The sequence below is a fragment of the Nocardia sp. NPDC059195 genome (assembly GCF_042754695.1).
Classification (GTDB): domain Bacteria; phylum Actinomycetota; class Actinomycetes; order Mycobacteriales; family Mycobacteriaceae; genus Nocardia.
Window position 1 is genome coordinate 47,347 of sequence record NZ_JBHZBG010000016.1, and the last position, 15,815, is coordinate 63,161.

Below are 15,815 nucleotides of genomic sequence, written 5' to 3' on the forward strand. Positions count from 1 at the left end.
TCGTGAAACTCCTTGTCACCGGCGGCGCCGGCTATGTGGGTGGCGGCTGCGCCGCAGTGTTGCTCGAAGAGGGCCACGAGGTTGTCGTCGTCGACGACCTCTCGACCGGTAATGCCGATGGCGTCCCGGCCGGTGCCCGATTCGTCGACGGCGATATCGCGGTCGCCGCCCCCGATCTGCTGCGTGCCGAATCCTTCGACGGCGTCCTGCATTTCGCGGCACAGTCGCTGGTCGGCGAGTCGGTGGAGCAGCCGGAGAAGTACTGGCACGGCAATGTCGTGAAGACGCTGACGCTGCTCGAGGCGATCCGTGAGACCGGCACGCCGCGCCTGGTGTTCTCCTCCACGGCCGCGGTGTACGGCGAGCCAGAGCAGGTCCCGATCACCGAGGACTCGCCCACTCGCCCCACCAATCCCTACGGTGCGAGCAAGCTGGCCATCGATCACGCCATCACCTCCTACGCGGTGGCGCACGATCTGGCCGCGACGAGCCTGCGCTACTTCAACGTGGCAGGCGCCTATGCCGGACTCGGCGAGAACCGGGTCGTGGAAACACATCTGATCCCCCTCGTGTTGCAGGTGGCGCTGGGTCACCGCAAGGCCATTTCGGTGTACGGCACCGACTGGCCGACGCCGGACGGTACGTGTGTGCGCGACTACATCCACATCCGCGATCTGGCGCAGGCACACCTGCTCGCGCTGTCGTCGTCGCAGCCGGGCGCGCACCGGATCTGCAACCTCGGTTCGGGCACGGGTTTCTCGGTGCGCGAAGTGATCTCGGCGTGCGAGCGGGTTACCGGCCTGCCGATCGAGACGATCGACGCACCGCGGCGCGCGGGCGATCCGGCCGTACTGATCGCCTCCAGTGACCGCGCGGTCGCCGAACTGGGCTGGCAACCCGAGCACAACGACCTCGACGAGATCGTCTCCGACGCTTGGGATTTCCTGCGTTCCCTCGGCACGAACGCCCACAGCGCCCGCTGAAACGCCTCCCTCATCCGGCGATGGGGCCGATGTCGACCCCGAGATCGGCGGCGATCTGGTGGCCACAATGCGCGAGTCTGCGTAGCCGTTCGGGCCGCAACCCGGTCTGCAGCGAAGTCTCCAGCAGTGCCGCCATCGCGTGCTCGGCGTCGGCCTCGACGGCGGCGGCGATAGCGACACCGGCGAACGGTCCGTCGCCGCGCAGGTAGGCGCTGAAGCCGAGCAGAGCCGCGGCCTCGGCGCGGTCGGAACCGGAAGTCGCCCGAGCCAGCTGCGCCCACAGCAGCTCGGCGGCTTCGGCGTGATCGCCCAGCGCCAGCCCGTACATGGCGTCGCGGATCGGCCGGTCACGCAGGTTCGCGGCCAGTCGCGCGAGTTCGCGCTCGGCACGCGGTGCGCCCGACGCGGTATCGGCGATCTGCCACAGCACCCATTCCAGTGCCCGCCGCTGGTAGGCCACCATGTTCCCGGCGCGCGTCGCCGCCGCCAGCCCACCCCGATACCACGCGTCCGCCGCCCCGAGCTGGGCACGCACTCGCGCGCTCAGCAGGTCGTCGGGAATCATCAGCGCGGTCATCTCGTGGCGGGAGCCGCGAATCTGCTTGCCTTCCAGCACATGTGACACCGCGACGATCGAGGACGCCGGGTCGGCGACCAGGCCGGTCCCGACCGTGCCGAACACGCTGGAGTAGCGCTCGCCCACCGCGATCGCGGGCACCGACCAGGCACCGCGAACCGCGATCCCGTCCTCGGCGAGCACGTCGATCAATTCGGCCGCACGCAAGACTTCCTCACCCTCGAACTCGGCGCGGTCCTCGACGAAGACGGCGAGCACCCCGGTTGCCTCTTCGCGCAAGCAGATCGATGCCAGACAGGCGGTGAACTGGTCGAGCAGCCGCATGTCGGTGGCCGCGTCGAGGTCGAAGCGCACTACTGCCTCGATTGCCTCGGACCCGCCACCCGCCACCTCGTGCAGAACGGCGACAACGAGGGATCGTTCGGGGACGAAGCCGAGCATCGCGGGCAGGGCGGCGATCAGTTCACCGGGTTCGTCGACGCGCAGCGGTGGGCGCGGCAGGCCGCCGGGATAGCGGGGGGTGGATTCGGCGCAGCCGAGTGCGCGGGGAAACGGCCCGGTGCGCTTGGCCCGGCGGGTGGGGTTCGTCGAATGCGTCATGGCTCCACTGTGCCCGCCGCCTACCGCACACGCGGCGCACCGACCTGGGCTTTTATCCGCCCTGTGAGTAGCGCCGGAGCTGTGGAGAAACCCCGGTCCCGGCGATGCGCCGCCAGCGAATCTGTCAGCGCCTCGTGGTAGGCGCGTCAGCTGCCGTTCACGGAGGCAACGGTTGTCGCGAACATGTCGTCCACGGCGGCTGTATCCGGTTGTCCGGCACCGAAAGTCATCGACGTCACCGTGATGCGCACGTCGCCGATCTGCCCGATCGAGGTCTGCATCGTCTGTGTCAGCCCCGCACCGCCGACCTCGGGAACTACGGTGCGCCGCAACGCTATCGCATCGTCGGTACCGGCAGGCACGGCCTGGTCGAGCACGGTCGTGACGGTGGAGCCCGCACCGGCCCGCCGGACCTGGATCTGCCCGCACTCGTGGAGCCGATCGCGCAGCCGCGCCACCGGCTCGGGGCTACGCGACAATTCGACGGTGAGCGTGGCCCGGCTCGCGTCGTCGGTCCCGACCGCTACCGCCGCGGGCTCCCCACCGGGCTCGACCTCGGTCGGCATGCACTGCGCCGGGCTGACCGTCGCGCCCGCCCCCACTCCGTCGAGATCGCCCGCGGCCGCCGTCGCCGCCTGCGCGGGCAGCACCACCGCCGGGTACCGAGCCGGAAAACGCGAAGGTGAAGGCAGTAGGTCGGCCAATGCACCATCGACCTGTCGCACCGACACCGCGCTCTCGGCGACCGGCGTCCCGCTGACGCTCTGCGCGCATCCGGCGAGCGCGAACGACACTGCCGCCAACCCCAGCCACCAGCGACGCAGGCCCGGATCACCCGTACGGATCGGTGTCGCCTGCGCCACGTTCACACCGTCCACTGTGCCCCACCGCGTCGATCGGCCCGGTCGCGCCACGCCGTCCGGGAAGTCGCGGCGTGCGCAAGACCCAGGTCAGCAGCCCGGCCGCCACACCGGACGGGAATGGGCGAACAGTCCACGACCACCGCCAGAAGCCCGATCACCACGCCCCGCGGGAATGCGGGGAGAGCCCACGACCACCGCCAGAAGCCCGGTCACCACGCCCCGCGGGAATGCGGGGAGAGCCCACGACCACCGCCAGAAGCCCGGTCACCACGCCCTGCGGGAATGCGGGGAGAGTCCATGCTGTTGCCTACCAGGACGAGCCGTCCCCGGCCGTGTGCGATGGCACTAGCTCGCGTGGGGGACAATGGAGATCCGCTTCCCCACCCCCGCGAGCGATGGTGGACCGCGCAGGAAGGAGAAACGCGATGGATGACCAGTCGCATATGTACGAACTGGAGTTCCCGGCGCCGCAGTTGTCCTCGGACGACGGTGCGGGCCCCGTGCTGGTGCACGGCCTGGAAGGTTTCACCGACGCCGGACATGCCGTGCGCCTGGCGACAACCCATCTGCGCGAGAGCCTCGAATCGGAGCTGGTCGCGTCCTTCGATGTCGACGAGCTGCTCGACTACCGCTCGCGCCGGCCGATGATGACGTTCCAGACCGATCATTTCGCCGACTACGCCGAGCCGGAACTGAACCTGTGGGCGTTGCGCGACACCGCAGGCACCCCGTTCCTGCTGCTCTCGGGCCTGGAACCGGATCTGCGCTGGGAGAAGTTCACCACCGCGGTGCGACTGCTGGCCGAACAGCTCGGCGTGCGCCGCACGATCGGCCTCTCGGCGATTCCGATGGCGATCCCGCACACGCGCCCGCTCGGTGTCACCGCACATTCCTCGGACCGTTCGCTGATCGGCGAGCACCAGCGCTGGCCGGGCGAGTTGCAGGTACCGGGCAGCGCGTCGTCGCTGCTCGAGTACCGGATGGCGCAGCACGGCCACGAATCACTCGGGTTCTCGGTGCACGTGCCGCACTACCTGGCCCAGACCGATTATCCCGAGGCCGCGCAGACGCTGCTGGAGAATTTCGCCGACAACGCGGGCCTGGATCTGCCGCTCGCGGCGCTGGGTGAGGCGGCCGCGCGCGTGCGCGAGCAGGTCGCCGAGCACATCGCGGGCAACGAGGAGGTGGAGACGGTCGTCACAGCGCTGGAACGCCAGTACGACAGCTTCGTCACCGCCCAGGAAAGCCAGTCCAGCCTGCTGGCCGCTGATGGTGAACTGCCCAGTGGTGAGGAGCTCGGCGCGGAGTTCGAACGCTTCCTGGCCGAGCAAGGTGGTTACGACGACACCGCCGGCGACGGTAAGGACTGACCCGCCGGACCCACTAGGGTGGTCGGAGTGGATCTGACCGACCTGCTGGAAATTCCCGGGACCGACGCCGACGCGCTCTACGAGTCGTTCGCGGCGTGGGCCGCCGAGCAGGGCACACCCCTGTATCCAGCACAGGACGAGGCGCTGATGGAGTTGGCGTCGGGATCCCATGTCATTCTGGCGACGCCGACCGGCTCCGGAAAATCTCTGGTGGCGGTCGGCGCGCACCTGTTCGCCATGGCCAACGGGCAGCGCAGCTATTACACCGCGCCGATCAAGGCCCTGGTCAGCGAGAAGTTCTTCGCGCTGTGTGAGGTGTTCGGCGCGGAGAACGTCGGCATGGTGACCGGCGACGCGGCCGTCAACGCCGACGCCCCGATCATCTGCGCCACCGCGGAGATCCTGGCGAACCTGGCGTTGCGCGAGGGCGCGGCGGCCGAGGTCGGCCAGATCGTGATGGACGAGTTCCACTTCTACGCCGACCCCGATCGCGGCTGGGCGTGGCAGGTGCCGATCATCGAACTCCCCCGCGCCCAGTTCCTGCTGATGTCGGCGACTTTGGGTGAGGTGGATTTCTTCGCCACCGATCTCGAGGCGCGCACCGGCCGCTCGACCTCGGTGGTCGCGGGCACCGAACGTCCTGTCCCACTGACGTTCTCGTACGTGCGCACGCCCATCACCGAAACCCTCGAAGAACTGGTGACCACCCACCAGGCACCGGTCTACGTCGTGCACTTCACCCAGGCCGCCGCCCTCGAACGCGCGCAGGCACTGACGAGCGTGAACTTCGCCTCCCGCGCCGAGAAAGACGCGATCGCCACCGCGATCGGCGATTTCCGGTTCGCGTCGGGCTTCGGTAAGACCCTGTCGCGCCTGATCCGCCACGGCATCGGCGTGCACCACGCGGGCATGCTGCCCAAATATCGCCGTTTGGTGGAGAAGCTCGCCCAGGACGGCCTGCTGAAAGTGGTGTGCGGCACCGACACCCTCGGCGTCGGCATCAACGTCCCGATCCGCACCGTGCTGCTCACCGGCCTCACCAAATACGACGGTGTCCGCACCCGCAGGCTCAAGGCCCGTGAGTTCCACCAGATCGCCGGACGCGCGGGCCGTGCGGGCTACGACACGATGGGCACCGTAGTGGTGCAGGCACCCGAACACGAGGTGGAGAACACCCGCCTGATCGCCAAGGCGGGCGACGACCCGAAGAAGCAGCGAAAAGTGGTGCGCCGCAAGCCCCCCGAGGGTTTCGTCTCCTGGAGCGAGGAGACCTTCGACCGTCTCATCGCCGCCCCGCCCGAGCCGATGGTGTCGCGCTTCGCGGTGACGAACTCGATGCTGCTCAACGTGATCGCCCGCCCCGGCAACTGTTTCTACGCCATGCGTCACCTGCTCGAGAACAACCACGAGCCGCGCCCCGCGCAGCGCAAGCACATCCTGCGCGCCATCCGTCTCTATCGTTCGCTGCGGGATGCCGGTGTGGTGCAACAGCTTTCCGAACCCGACGCGAAGGGCCGGATGGCACGGCTCACCGTCGACCTGCAACGCGACTTCGCGCTCGACCAGCCGCTGTCACCGTTCGCACTGGCCGCGTTCGAACTCCTGGATCGCGAAAGCCTTACCTACACACTCGATGTCGTCTCCCTGATCGAGGCGACCCTCGAAGACCCACGCCAACTGCTGATGGCCCAGCAGCACAAGGCCCGTGGCGCCGCTGTCGCCGAAATGAAGGCCGAGGGCATCGAATACGAAGAGCGCATGGAGCTGCTCGAAGAGGTCACCTGGCCCAAGCCGCTGTCGGAACTGATCGACCCCGCGTTCGAGACCTACCGGGCCGGACACCCCTGGGTGTCGGAATTCGCGCCGTCGCCGAAGTCGGTGGTACGCGACATGATCGAGCGCGCGATGACCTTCGCCGAGCTGATCTCGCACTACGAACTGACTCGCTCCGAAGGCGTCGTGCTGCGCTACCTCGCCGACGCCTATCGCGCCCTGCGCCGCACCGTGCCCGACGCCGCGCGCACCGAGGATCTCGACGATCTCACCGAATGGCTCGGCGAACTGATCCGCCAGGTCGACTCGAGCCTGCTCGACGAGTGGGAACAGCTCACCAATCCCGGCGCCGAGAACGATGCCGAGCAGGTCGCGTTCGGCGCCGAAACGGTGCGCCCGATCACCGCCAACGAACGCGCCTTCCGGATCATGGTCCGCAACGCCATGTTCCGTCGCGTGGAGCTGGCCTCGCGTCGCCGCTGGTACGAACTAGACGAGCTGGGCACCGGCCCCGACTGGGCCGAGGACTTCGCCCCCTATTTCGACGAGTACGCCACGATCGGCACCGGCCCCGACGCGCGCGGCCCGCAATTGTTCCAGATCGAGCAGCGGCCCGGTTTCTGGCATGTGCGCCAGGTGATCGACGACCCGTCGGGCGATCACGGCTGGGCGCTGACGGCGATCGTGGATCTCGAGGAGTCCGACGCCGCGGGCGAGGTCGTGTTCGACGAGGTCACAGTCACAGCCGGCTGAGTAATACCAGCCGCCTATGACGAATATGACGAATGTTTGACGGATTCGTTGTTGGGTAGGCGCCGCTGATAGTCTCTCCCGGCCGCCGAGGAGAAAGTTCACCGTGCTCGATTCCCCGTACCTTGTCATCGACCCCGAGCGGGTACGTGCCAATTACCGAACCCTCGACGCCGCCGTCTCCACGGACACCCGGATCAGGTACGCGGTCAAAGCGGCACCGGTGGCCCAACTGATCACCCTGCTCGACGACGAGGGCGCCGAATTCGACGTCGCCAGCATCGGCGAGATCGACCAGTGCCTCGACCTCGGCGTCGCCCCCGAGCGGCTCTGCTACGGCAACCCGATCAAGAAGAGCGCCCACATCGCGCGCGCCTTCGCCCTCGGGGTACGCCGCTACGCCTTCGACACCGAAGACGACCTCGACCGCATCGCCGAGCACGCGCCCGGCTCCGAGGTCGAGTGCCGATTCCTGTCCTCGGCCCCCGAATCACGGACGCCGTTCGGCACCAAGTTCGGGTGCGCGCCCGCCGAGGCCCTGCGACTGCTGGTGCGTGCCCATGACCTGGGCCTGACGGTCGGCGGCCCCTATTTCCACGTCGGCTCCCAGCAGCTCGACCCCGCCGCCTGGCGGATCGGCATCGAGCAGGCCGGTGAGATCGTCAAGGCATTGGCGGACAAGGACATTCACGTCACGGCGGTCAATGTGGGCGGCGGTCTGCCGATCTCCTACGCCGAACAAGCCCCCGAACTCGACGCGATCGCGGCCGCCATTTCGAGCGCCGCCGCCGAGTTCCTGCCCGCGGCCACCGGCCTGATCGTGGAACCCGGCCGTGCGCTGGTGGGTAACGCGGGCACCATTCACGCCGAGGTCGTCGGCGTGCGTTTCGCGCCGGATGGCCGGCGCTGGGTGTATCTCGACATCGGCCGATACAACGGTATGGCCGAGACCGAGAACGAGTACATCGCTTACCGTTTCGTCACCGATCGCGACGGCGATCCGGTCGAGGAGGCGGTGGTCGCGGGTCCGACCTGCGACGGCGACGATGTACTGTATCAACGCACGAAGGTCCTTCTGCCGACCACGTTGCGAGCCGGTGACCGGATTCAGATCCTGCACACCGGCGCCTATACCGCGAGTTATTCGTCGGTGTCCTTCAATGGTTTTCCGCCCTTGACCGTTCATGTCTCGGGCGCTGAGCGAGAGTGAGTTTGCCCATGACGGCGGAATTCACCGGTTGGCACGTGCTGGCCGAGTTCGGTGGCGTCGACACAGACCTGTGTGACGATCTCGAACGACTCGAATCGGCGTTGCGTGAAGCTCTGCTCGCGGCGGGCGTCACCATCTGCGAAGTCGTACATAAAAAGTTCGATCCGCAGGGGGTGACCGTCCTCGCGCTGTTGGCGGAGTCGCACGCCTCGATTCACACTTATCCGGAGTCCGGCGACATCTTCGTCGACGTCTTCACCTGCGGCAGCATCGGTGCGGGCGCGACGAAAGCAGTCGACCTGCTCCGAGACAAGTTGTCCCCCACCACTGTTCGGATGCAGGTGGTCCAGCGTGGCCACGGCGCCGAGAAGATCTACGAACCGGTGGGCGACGGCCTGACCCGGATCTGGGATCTGCACGAGGTGATCGTCGATACCAACACCCCGTTCCAGCACATGGTGATCGCGCGGACCGATCAGGGGATCTCCCTGTTCTCCGACGACGATCGCCAGTCCACCGAGTTCTCGCAGGTCACCTACCACGAGGCCATGATGGTCCCGGCGTTCGTGCTGGCGGAGAAGCTCGATCGGGTGCTGATCATCGGTTCCGGTGAGGGTGTGGCCTCGCAGATGTCGGTGGCGGCCGGGGCGAGCCTGGTCGACCATGTCGACATCGATCAGCGCGAAGTGGAGCTGTGCGCCGAGCACCTGCCCTACGGCTACACCACCGCCGAGCTCACCGCCGCCGTGGCCCACGAGGGCCCGATCCACGTGCACTACGCCGACGGCTGGGATTTCCTGGCCAAGGCGCAGCAAGCCGGCACCCGCTACGACGTGATCGTCATCGATCTCCCCGACGAGCGCGTCGAGGATGCCCAGCACAACCGCCTCTACGAGTCGGAGTTCCTGTCCCGATGTAAGGCACTGCTGGCACCCGGCGGCGTACTGACGGCGCAGGCGGGTTGCGCGACCATGTGGCGCAACGAAACGCTGAAGCGTTCCTGGGGCCGTTTCCAGGAGCAGTTCGCCACCGTGGTCCCCTACGGCAGCGACGAGCACGAGTGGACCTTCCTGTTCGGCCTGAACGAGAAGATCGACGACCCGGTCCGCGGCATGCGCGACCGCCTCGCCCTGCTGCCCTACCGCGCCGAAACCATCGACGCGCGGGCACTGGAGCGCGGCGCGATCGAGCCATACGCCCTGCGCGGCTGATTCTCGATACGCGAGAAGGCGGTGACCCGGAGTTCCGGGTCACCGCCTTCGTCGTTCGCCGGCACCGCCGATCCGGCGGATTCGCCGGTCCGCGGGCGGCGACCGGGCGACACTGGTCAGTACCCGAGCCCGCCAGTGCAGAATCGAGCCAGCAATGACGCAGACACCGTTGTCCGCAAACGGCCTGATGCCGGTCCGCCGACCGTCCGATCATCGGCCCCGGCTGGACGCGCTGTCCGCGGCGGGAATCGCCGAGTTCCCTCGCCTGTTCGCCGCGGCGCCCGCGGTGACGACAGCCGATTTCGCGCGCCTCGAGGGTGATCTGGTGATGCGTTCGTTCCCCGGGTCCGCGCAGCGGGTGCTGGGACCACTGATGGCGCGGCCCTCGTACTCATGGGTGGGGAAATCGTTTCGTCACGTGGACGACGCCATGGCGGTCGGCCACAATGTCTTTCGTCTCCTCGGCGGTGTCCGCGCGCTGAGCTTCGTCGCGACGGTGGGCGATTCGGTGGTCGACGGCAAGTCCGCGGTGCGGCTCGACTACGACGATTCCCGCACGGGTCCGCGCAGCCCCGCTCGCGGGATCTACGACGAACTGCGCGAGATCGAGCCGGGATTGTGGCTGGGGCCCAGCTATTTCGTGACGCGCGGGAGACGGATCTCGATGGGCTGGTTCGCCCTCGACGCCTCGGTCGAGTTCGACAGTTTGCTGTGAGCCGGGCGCAACCGTTGCGCGCACCCGGCTCGTCAGCGGGGACTCATTCCGCGGCGGCGCGCCGAGCGCGATACTCGGCGACGTTCACCCCGCCCACACCCCAATCCGTCAGCGGCACTTCGTCGATCACGACATAAGTACTGTCGGGGGCCTTACCGAGCACGTCGAAGAGCAGATCGGTGACGCCTCTGATGAGCTGTGATTTCTGCTCCGGAGTGACATTCTCATCGGTGACCTTGATGTTCACGTACGGCATGACGGTGTCCTTTCGCGATGGTGCAGCTACTACAGGATGACCCGGGATCGTGCTGCTGCGGGCCCGAACCCGTTGTGCGCGAGCAGCTCTCGCCGATTCAGCCAGCTCGACCGGTAACGAACCCACCGTCGACGGGCAGGATATGGCCGGTGACGAACTGGGCGTCGATGAGATACAGCACGGCCGCTGTGGTGTCGGCGACCTCGCCGATCCGGTTCAGTAGCGCCAGCGCTCCCGACGCGCGCTCGTCACCGTCTCCGAAGAGCGGGGTGCGGATGATGCCGGGAGCCACCGCGTTCACCCGGATTCCGGCGGCGGCGAGTTCGGCGGCCAGGCTGGTGGTGAGCGCGTGCACGCCGCCCTTGCTGATGAGCGCGGCCGAGGCCGGCAGACCGGCCAGCGCGTGGTCGATCAGAACCGTGCCGATGTTGACGACGCTGCCGCCCGTGCCCTGGGCGAGCAGCTGCCGAACGACGGCCTGCGTGGTGAAGTAGGTGCCCTTGAGGTTGCCGCCGAGATAGCGATCGAGTTCGGCCTCGGTGACGTCGACGAACGGCGTGGCACCGAAGACGCCCGCGCTGTTGATCAGCGCGTCGACCCGGCCGAACCGATCGAGCGCGATGCGCACGTACGCCGAACCCGTCGCGGGCGAGGCGATGTCACCGACCACCGTAGCCACCCGTTCGGGCGCGGCCAGTTCGGCGGCGACCTCGGCGAGCTTGTCCGCGTCGCGCCCGCCGAGGACGACATTGTCACCGCGGGCGACGAGCGCACGGGCGACATCACGCCCGATGCCGCTGGAACCACCGGTCACGACGACCGTCTTCGATGTGGACATGAACTGATCCTTTCGGGAAACAATATACGACCGGTCGTCTTGAAATGGCGACCGAAAGGAAACCGACCCGTAGGCCGACGGTGCTGGTCAGGTCGACACCAGAGAAGGTGCCGACAGGAGTTACGGCCGGAAGTAGTCGTCGAGCAGGCGGCGCAGACACTTGTCGAGCGGCTCGACGGTGCGGTCGATCTTCATCCGGATCACCGCACCCTCCCAGGATTCGAGCAGCAGATCCGCCAGATCCACGGCGTCGATATCGGCGCGGACAGTGCCCTGCGCCTGCGCCTCGCGCAGCGCGGTGGCCACGCCGTCACGCCACGCACCCCAGGCGCTCGACAGCGAATTCCGCAGCAGCTCACTGCCTTCCAGTTCCGCGCCGAGGTTGGCGATCAGGCAGCCGCCGGTGTATTCGGCGGTGACGAAATCCTCGGTCATGGCCGCGAAGAAGACGCGGATGCCACTGAGCGGGTCCGGCGCCGCGTCGAAGGCGGCGGCGAGGTTGCGCTGCACGCACAGCGAGTGATGCTCGATGATCGCCTGCGCGAAGCTCTCTTTGCTGTCGAAGTAGTTGTAGAACGAACCTTTCGGCACCCCGACCTTGTCGAGCACCTGCTTGATACCGGTGCCGTGGTAACCCTGCGACAGCAGGCCGACGGCACCCTCCTCGATGAGGAGAGCTCGCGTGTCGTCGCTGCGCCGTGGTCGTGCCATGCGGTAAACTATACGACCGGTCGTCTAGGAATGGCAAGTGGCAGTGTGGACGTGCCCCGCACCGACCTCAGTCATCGTCGACACCGCGCGCCGCGAGCGCCTCGCCCATCGCGTCGGCGGTCCGCAACGCCCGCACCAATACCGGCGTGACCAGAGCGGTCGCCGACCACGACACCCCGCGCGCTCGCCGCGCCTCGCCGACATCGTTGACGATCTGCGCCAGCAGTGGAACACACCGAATCGCAAGCGCGAGAAGCAGGCTCACCCGCTCCGGGTTCACCCCGACGCGACGCAGCGGTCCGAGCGCGCGAGTCAAGGCGTCGAGCATGTCGGTCACCCGCGTGGTCACCGTGACCAGCGCCGCGAGAGCGACCGAGACCAGCAGTACCCCGCAGACCACGACGGCCCGCCCGGGTGAGGTGGTGAGCAGCTGGAACGCCCCGATGATCGCCGTCATCCACAGCACCGGGCGCACCTGAGCGAACGCCACCCGCCAGGAGATGCGGGCGAGCGCGAACAGGCAGGCCACCAGCGCCACCGCGACCAGCACACCGAGCGGGCCGCGGACGAACACCGTCATCGCCAGGATCGAGACCAGCAACAGCGCCAGCTTCACCCCCGCAGGCATCCGGTGCAGCGGCGAGTCGCCGGGGCAGTACAGGCCGATCATTCGATCAGTTGCCGATACGCGTCGATCGCCGCTACCGGGTGGCCGTCGAAGACGACGGAACCGTTGTCGAGCACCACGACTCGATCGAATCCGTCGAGCAGGCCGAGCTGGTGGGTTACCACGATCACCTGCTGATCGAGGGAGTTCAGCACCTGCGATACCCGCCGTGCGTTGCGCAGATCGAGCAGCGTGGTCGGTTCGTCGGCGACGATCACCTCGGGCTCGCGGATCAGCGCGGAACCGATGGCCAGTAGCTGTTTCTGCCCACCGGAGAGCAGGTGTGCCGGATGGTCGGTGTGGGCGGCGAGGCCGAAGCGGTCGAGCATTCGCTGCACCCGTGCCGCGATCTCGACCTTGCTCAGGCCGCTGCGGCGCAGCGAGAACGCGAGGTCCTCGGCGACCGTCGGCATCACGATCTGGGTGTCGGGATCGGTGAACACGAAGCCGACCTTGCGCCGCACCTGCGCACCCTTGCGGGCGACGTCGAGCCCGTCGACGGTGACGGTGCCGGTGGAGGGCTTCAGCAGTCCGTTGAGCATGCGGGCCAGCGTCGATTTGCCCGACCCGTTGGCGCCGATGAACCCGACTCGGCGTTCGGTGATCCGCAGATCGATATCGCGCAGCACGCTCCGATCGCCGAATCGGTGCCCCACCGCGTCGACGACGATCTCGCTCACGACGCCCAGCGATCAGGCACGGATCAGCCCGGGATAGGCGCGATGCACGCCCTTCGCGACGATCGTGGCGATCACGACCTTTGCCAGGTCACCGGGGACGAACGCGAAGTTGGTCGACACCGCCGCCCACGGGCTGAGATCGGTGCGGACCAGCAGTCCCGCGGTGCCGAACAGATAGATGATCACGATGCCACCGAGGGCGTTGATCAGCAGGCCGAGCACGATCGGATATTTCGGCAGGATCATCGCGGTCAGCAGCCCGATGACCAGCGTCGCCGGAATCCAGCCGATCAGGTAGCCGGCCGTCGGCGAAGCCAGCGCGGTGAGTCCGGTGCGACCACCGGAGAGCAGCGGCAACCCGATCATGGTGAGCGCGATGAACACCGCCACCGCGGCCGTGCCTTTGCGGGCGCCCAGGATCGCGCCGGTGAGGATCACCCCGAGCGTCTGCAGCGTGATCGGTACCCCACTGAACCCGACGGTGATCGCGCCGGGCAGGCCGAGGGCCGCGATCAGGGCCGCGAACACCGCGATCTGCGCCATGTCCCGTGCGGCGAACCCGATCACCGGCTTCGCGTTGTTCTCGACTTCAGACACGGCAAACATCCTTCACGACAGAATTGAACAACGTTCAAAGTAACAGGTGATCAGGGCGGTGCCGCAACCGGAACGACACAGTGGAGGATGTCGCCCCGGCCGTTGATCGACTACGATCGGAGGGTTGGAACAACTCGGATGGCACTCGCCGCACGACACCATCGTGCGAGTGATCCGTGCCCGAGGAAGGCCACTCATGTCGATTGCGCTACAACGCTTTTCGAACTTGATCGCCGAAATACACAACGCGAGCACCGACCCGGACCGATGGGACGGAGTGGTTCGCGACATCATCGATACCTTCGACGCGATGCACGGTTTTCTCGTGATCGCCGACCCAGCCCGCGGCGGCGTCGAGGTCAAGACCGCGGGCCCGATCACGCTCGCCGAGGTCGAGCCGCAGCTCGATTCGGTGGCGGTCCGCCTGAACCGGCTGCCCGCGGGCGCCACGGCGACCGTCGAGGAACTGTTCGGGTCCGTCAACGGTGACCGCGCCGCGGCCGTGAGCACCAACGGCCTGACCAACAGTTTCGTCGCACGACTCACCGCCGATCTGCCGTCGTCGTGGCTGTGTCTGACGATGTCGGACCATCGGGCGATCGCCGAGCAGCCGGGCGGCCCGGTGCTGCTGCGAGTGCTCGTACCGCACCTGCGCGGCGCACTGCGCACTCGCGCGAAGCTGGTCGGGATGGCGCGGGAACGGGCATTCGCGTTCGCCGCCCTGGCGAAGGCCCATCACGGCGTCATGATCGTCACCGCCGACATGGCGCTGGTGTTCGCCAATGCCGCGGCCGAGCGCATCGCGCACGAGTCCGACGGGTTGACGGTGGACTCGTGCGGACACCTACGGGCCGACTCCGCGCACCTGCAGGACCGGCTGCGCGAGTTGATCGACGACGCCACCGACTCGGAGTACGGCGGCGGGAACGTGGCCGTACTCCGACCGTCGGGTAAGCGGTCGCTGATTCTGCGGATCTCCCCGCTGGACACGCAGTCCGGTCACGGGCGGTGGCCGAGGGCCGCGCTCGTGGTGATCACCGATCCGGATCATGAACCGACACCGGATCCGTCTGTACTGCACGAACTCTTCGGGTTGACCGAGGCGGAGGTAGCGGTCGCGCTGTGTGTCCTGCGCGGCGACGGACTCCCCGCCGTCGCCGATGAACTTTCCGTCTCGGTATTCACGGCCCGGACACATTTGCAGCATATTTTCGCCAAGACGAAAACACACCGGCAGGCCGAATTGGTCCGGTTGTTATCGACTACCGCGATTTCGGCGCATTGATACTCGTGCGCTAGATCGGGTGGAATCCCACCCCTGGGCCGCCACGGGCATTCACATCGTCGAGAATTCTGGTGAAATTGGCGCCCACCTGCGGTCCGAGACACGGCACCGCGACGTAGCCGTTGACAATGGCGACGAGAGTAGATCCGACCACCACGGGCGCGCCGGAATCGCCGACGATCACGCAGATCTGTGTCAGCGTCCAATTGGCGCCGCCGAAAACATCGCCGTAGACCAAACCGCAGGTCTGCCCGGTGGTTCGTCCTTCCTTGCAGGCGACGGCCGGGAACTGCGCGGGCAGTCCGATACCGGTGATCGAAGTCGAGCCGACGTAGTTCACCGGGTTGACCAGACCCGCGTCGAAGCGGATGACCGCGTAGTCGAGGTCGGTACTGGTGAACGCGACGGTGCCGACGGACCCGGCCTCTTGATCAGCTTCCGCCGATACTCCGGCTCCGGCCACCGCGCAGTGTCCCGCGGTGAAGCCGACCAGCTGACCTGAGCCGTCGAAGCCGATGGTGGTGAGTGTGCAGGTCGACCCGTCGTCGAAGATGATGCCCGATCCGCCACCGAGGGTCACCGGGGCAGCTGCCTGCGCCGTCCCGACGGTCGCCCACATCAGCAGCAATGCGGCAGCGACCTGCCACCATCGACGCCATGTCACAGGGACACTCCCGCACTGTGGTGCGGGAGTGACTCGATTACTCCTCATGGTTGCTGGCATCGGCG

Annotated in this window: 16 protein-coding genes; 7 read left to right on the forward strand and 9 right to left on the reverse strand. The window is 67.5% G+C overall.

Annotated features, from left to right (window positions below; genetic code table 11):
- Positions 1–2 precede the first annotated feature (2 nt).
- Positions 3–983, forward strand: a complete 981-nt coding sequence (galE, locus tag ACFXKN_RS20725) for a UDP-glucose 4-epimerase GalE (protein WP_379433627.1) — start codon at positions 3–5, stop codon at positions 981–983.
- 10 nt (positions 984–993) lie between these two features.
- On the opposite strand, the gene ACFXKN_RS20730 is transcribed toward galE, so the two are convergent.
- Positions 994–2,160, reverse strand: coding sequence for a DUF4192 domain-containing protein (locus ACFXKN_RS20730; protein ID WP_379433628.1), 1,167 nt, complete (start codon positions 2,158–2,160; stop codon positions 994–996).
- Positions 2,161–2,306: 146 nt separating this feature from the next.
- Entirely contained in the window at positions 2,307–3,029 is a 723-nt protein-coding gene (locus ACFXKN_RS20735; protein ID WP_379433629.1) for a sensor domain-containing protein, read from the reverse strand.
- A 419-nt stretch (positions 3,030–3,448) separates the two neighbouring features.
- On the opposite strand from ACFXKN_RS20735, the gene ACFXKN_RS20740 reads away from it, so the two are divergent.
- From ACFXKN_RS20740 to ACFXKN_RS20760, 5 genes are all read left to right on the forward strand, one after another.
- Positions 3,449–4,393, forward strand: coding sequence for a PAC2 family protein (locus ACFXKN_RS20740; protein WP_379433630.1), 945 nt, complete (start codon positions 3,449–3,451; stop codon positions 4,391–4,393).
- Between the two features lie 27 nt (positions 4,394–4,420).
- Positions 4,421–6,919, forward strand: coding sequence for a DEAD/DEAH box helicase (locus ACFXKN_RS20745; RefSeq protein ID WP_379433631.1), 2,499 nt, complete (start codon positions 4,421–4,423; stop codon positions 6,917–6,919).
- A 103-nt stretch (positions 6,920–7,022) separates the two neighbouring features.
- The gene (locus ACFXKN_RS20750; RefSeq protein WP_379433632.1) at positions 7,023–8,126 is read left to right on the forward strand and encodes a type III PLP-dependent enzyme; all 1,104 of its coding nucleotides are present in this window, start codon (positions 7,023–7,025) and stop codon (positions 8,124–8,126) included.
- A gap of 8 nt (positions 8,127–8,134) precedes the next feature.
- Positions 8,135–9,337, forward strand: a complete 1,203-nt coding sequence (gene speD / locus ACFXKN_RS20755) for an adenosylmethionine decarboxylase (RefSeq protein ID WP_378944834.1) — start codon at positions 8,135–8,137, stop codon at positions 9,335–9,337.
- Between the two features lie 154 nt (positions 9,338–9,491).
- Entirely contained in the window at positions 9,492–10,052 is a 561-nt protein-coding gene (locus tag ACFXKN_RS20760; protein WP_378944831.1) for a hypothetical protein, read from the forward strand.
- A 43-nt stretch (positions 10,053–10,095) separates the two neighbouring features.
- Here the strand turns inward: ACFXKN_RS20760 and ACFXKN_RS20765 are convergent, their stop codons facing one another.
- The 6 genes from ACFXKN_RS20765 to ACFXKN_RS20790 form a co-directional block, all read right to left on the reverse strand.
- Positions 10,096–10,308, reverse strand: a complete 213-nt coding sequence (locus ACFXKN_RS20765; RefSeq protein WP_379433633.1) for a 4-oxalocrotonate tautomerase family protein — start codon at positions 10,306–10,308, stop codon at positions 10,096–10,098.
- A gap of 97 nt (positions 10,309–10,405) precedes the next feature.
- Positions 10,406–11,146 carry an SDR family NAD(P)-dependent oxidoreductase gene (locus ACFXKN_RS20770; RefSeq protein WP_378944559.1) on the reverse strand — a complete coding sequence of 247 codons (741 nt, stop codon included), beginning with the start codon at positions 11,144–11,146 and terminating at the stop codon, positions 10,406–10,408.
- Positions 11,147–11,266: 120 nt separating this feature from the next.
- Complete coding sequence (locus ACFXKN_RS20775; protein WP_378944556.1) at positions 11,267–11,857, reverse strand: TetR family transcriptional regulator C-terminal domain-containing protein; 591 nt, start codon at positions 11,855–11,857, stop codon at positions 11,267–11,269.
- Between the two features lie 67 nt (positions 11,858–11,924).
- The gene (locus tag ACFXKN_RS20780; RefSeq protein ID WP_378944553.1) at positions 11,925–12,527 is read right to left on the reverse strand and encodes an energy-coupling factor transporter transmembrane component T family protein; all 603 of its coding nucleotides are present in this window, start codon (positions 12,525–12,527) and stop codon (positions 11,925–11,927) included.
- Positions 12,524–13,204, reverse strand: a complete 681-nt coding sequence (locus ACFXKN_RS20785; RefSeq protein WP_378944550.1) for an energy-coupling factor ABC transporter ATP-binding protein — start codon at positions 13,202–13,204, stop codon at positions 12,524–12,526. The genes ACFXKN_RS20780 and ACFXKN_RS20785 overlap by 4 nt, the downstream gene beginning before the upstream one ends.
- 12 nt (positions 13,205–13,216) lie before the next feature.
- Positions 13,217–13,747 carry a biotin transporter BioY gene (locus tag ACFXKN_RS20790; protein WP_378946185.1) on the reverse strand — a complete coding sequence of 177 codons (531 nt, stop codon included), beginning with the start codon at positions 13,745–13,747 and terminating at the stop codon, positions 13,217–13,219.
- Positions 13,748–13,997: 250 nt separating this feature from the next.
- Between ACFXKN_RS20790 and ACFXKN_RS20795 the strand changes: the two genes are divergently transcribed.
- On the forward strand, positions 13,998–15,086 hold the full coding sequence (locus tag ACFXKN_RS20795) for a helix-turn-helix transcriptional regulator (protein ID WP_378944548.1): 1,089 nt from the start codon (positions 13,998–14,000) through the stop codon (positions 15,084–15,086).
- Positions 15,087–15,096: 10 nt separating this feature from the next.
- On the opposite strand, the gene ACFXKN_RS20800 is transcribed toward ACFXKN_RS20795, so the two are convergent.
- A complete protein-coding gene (locus tag ACFXKN_RS20800) occupies positions 15,097–15,705 on the reverse strand; it encodes a serine protease (protein WP_378946182.1) in 609 nt (202 codons plus the stop codon).
- Positions 15,706–15,815: the final 110 nt, after the last annotated feature.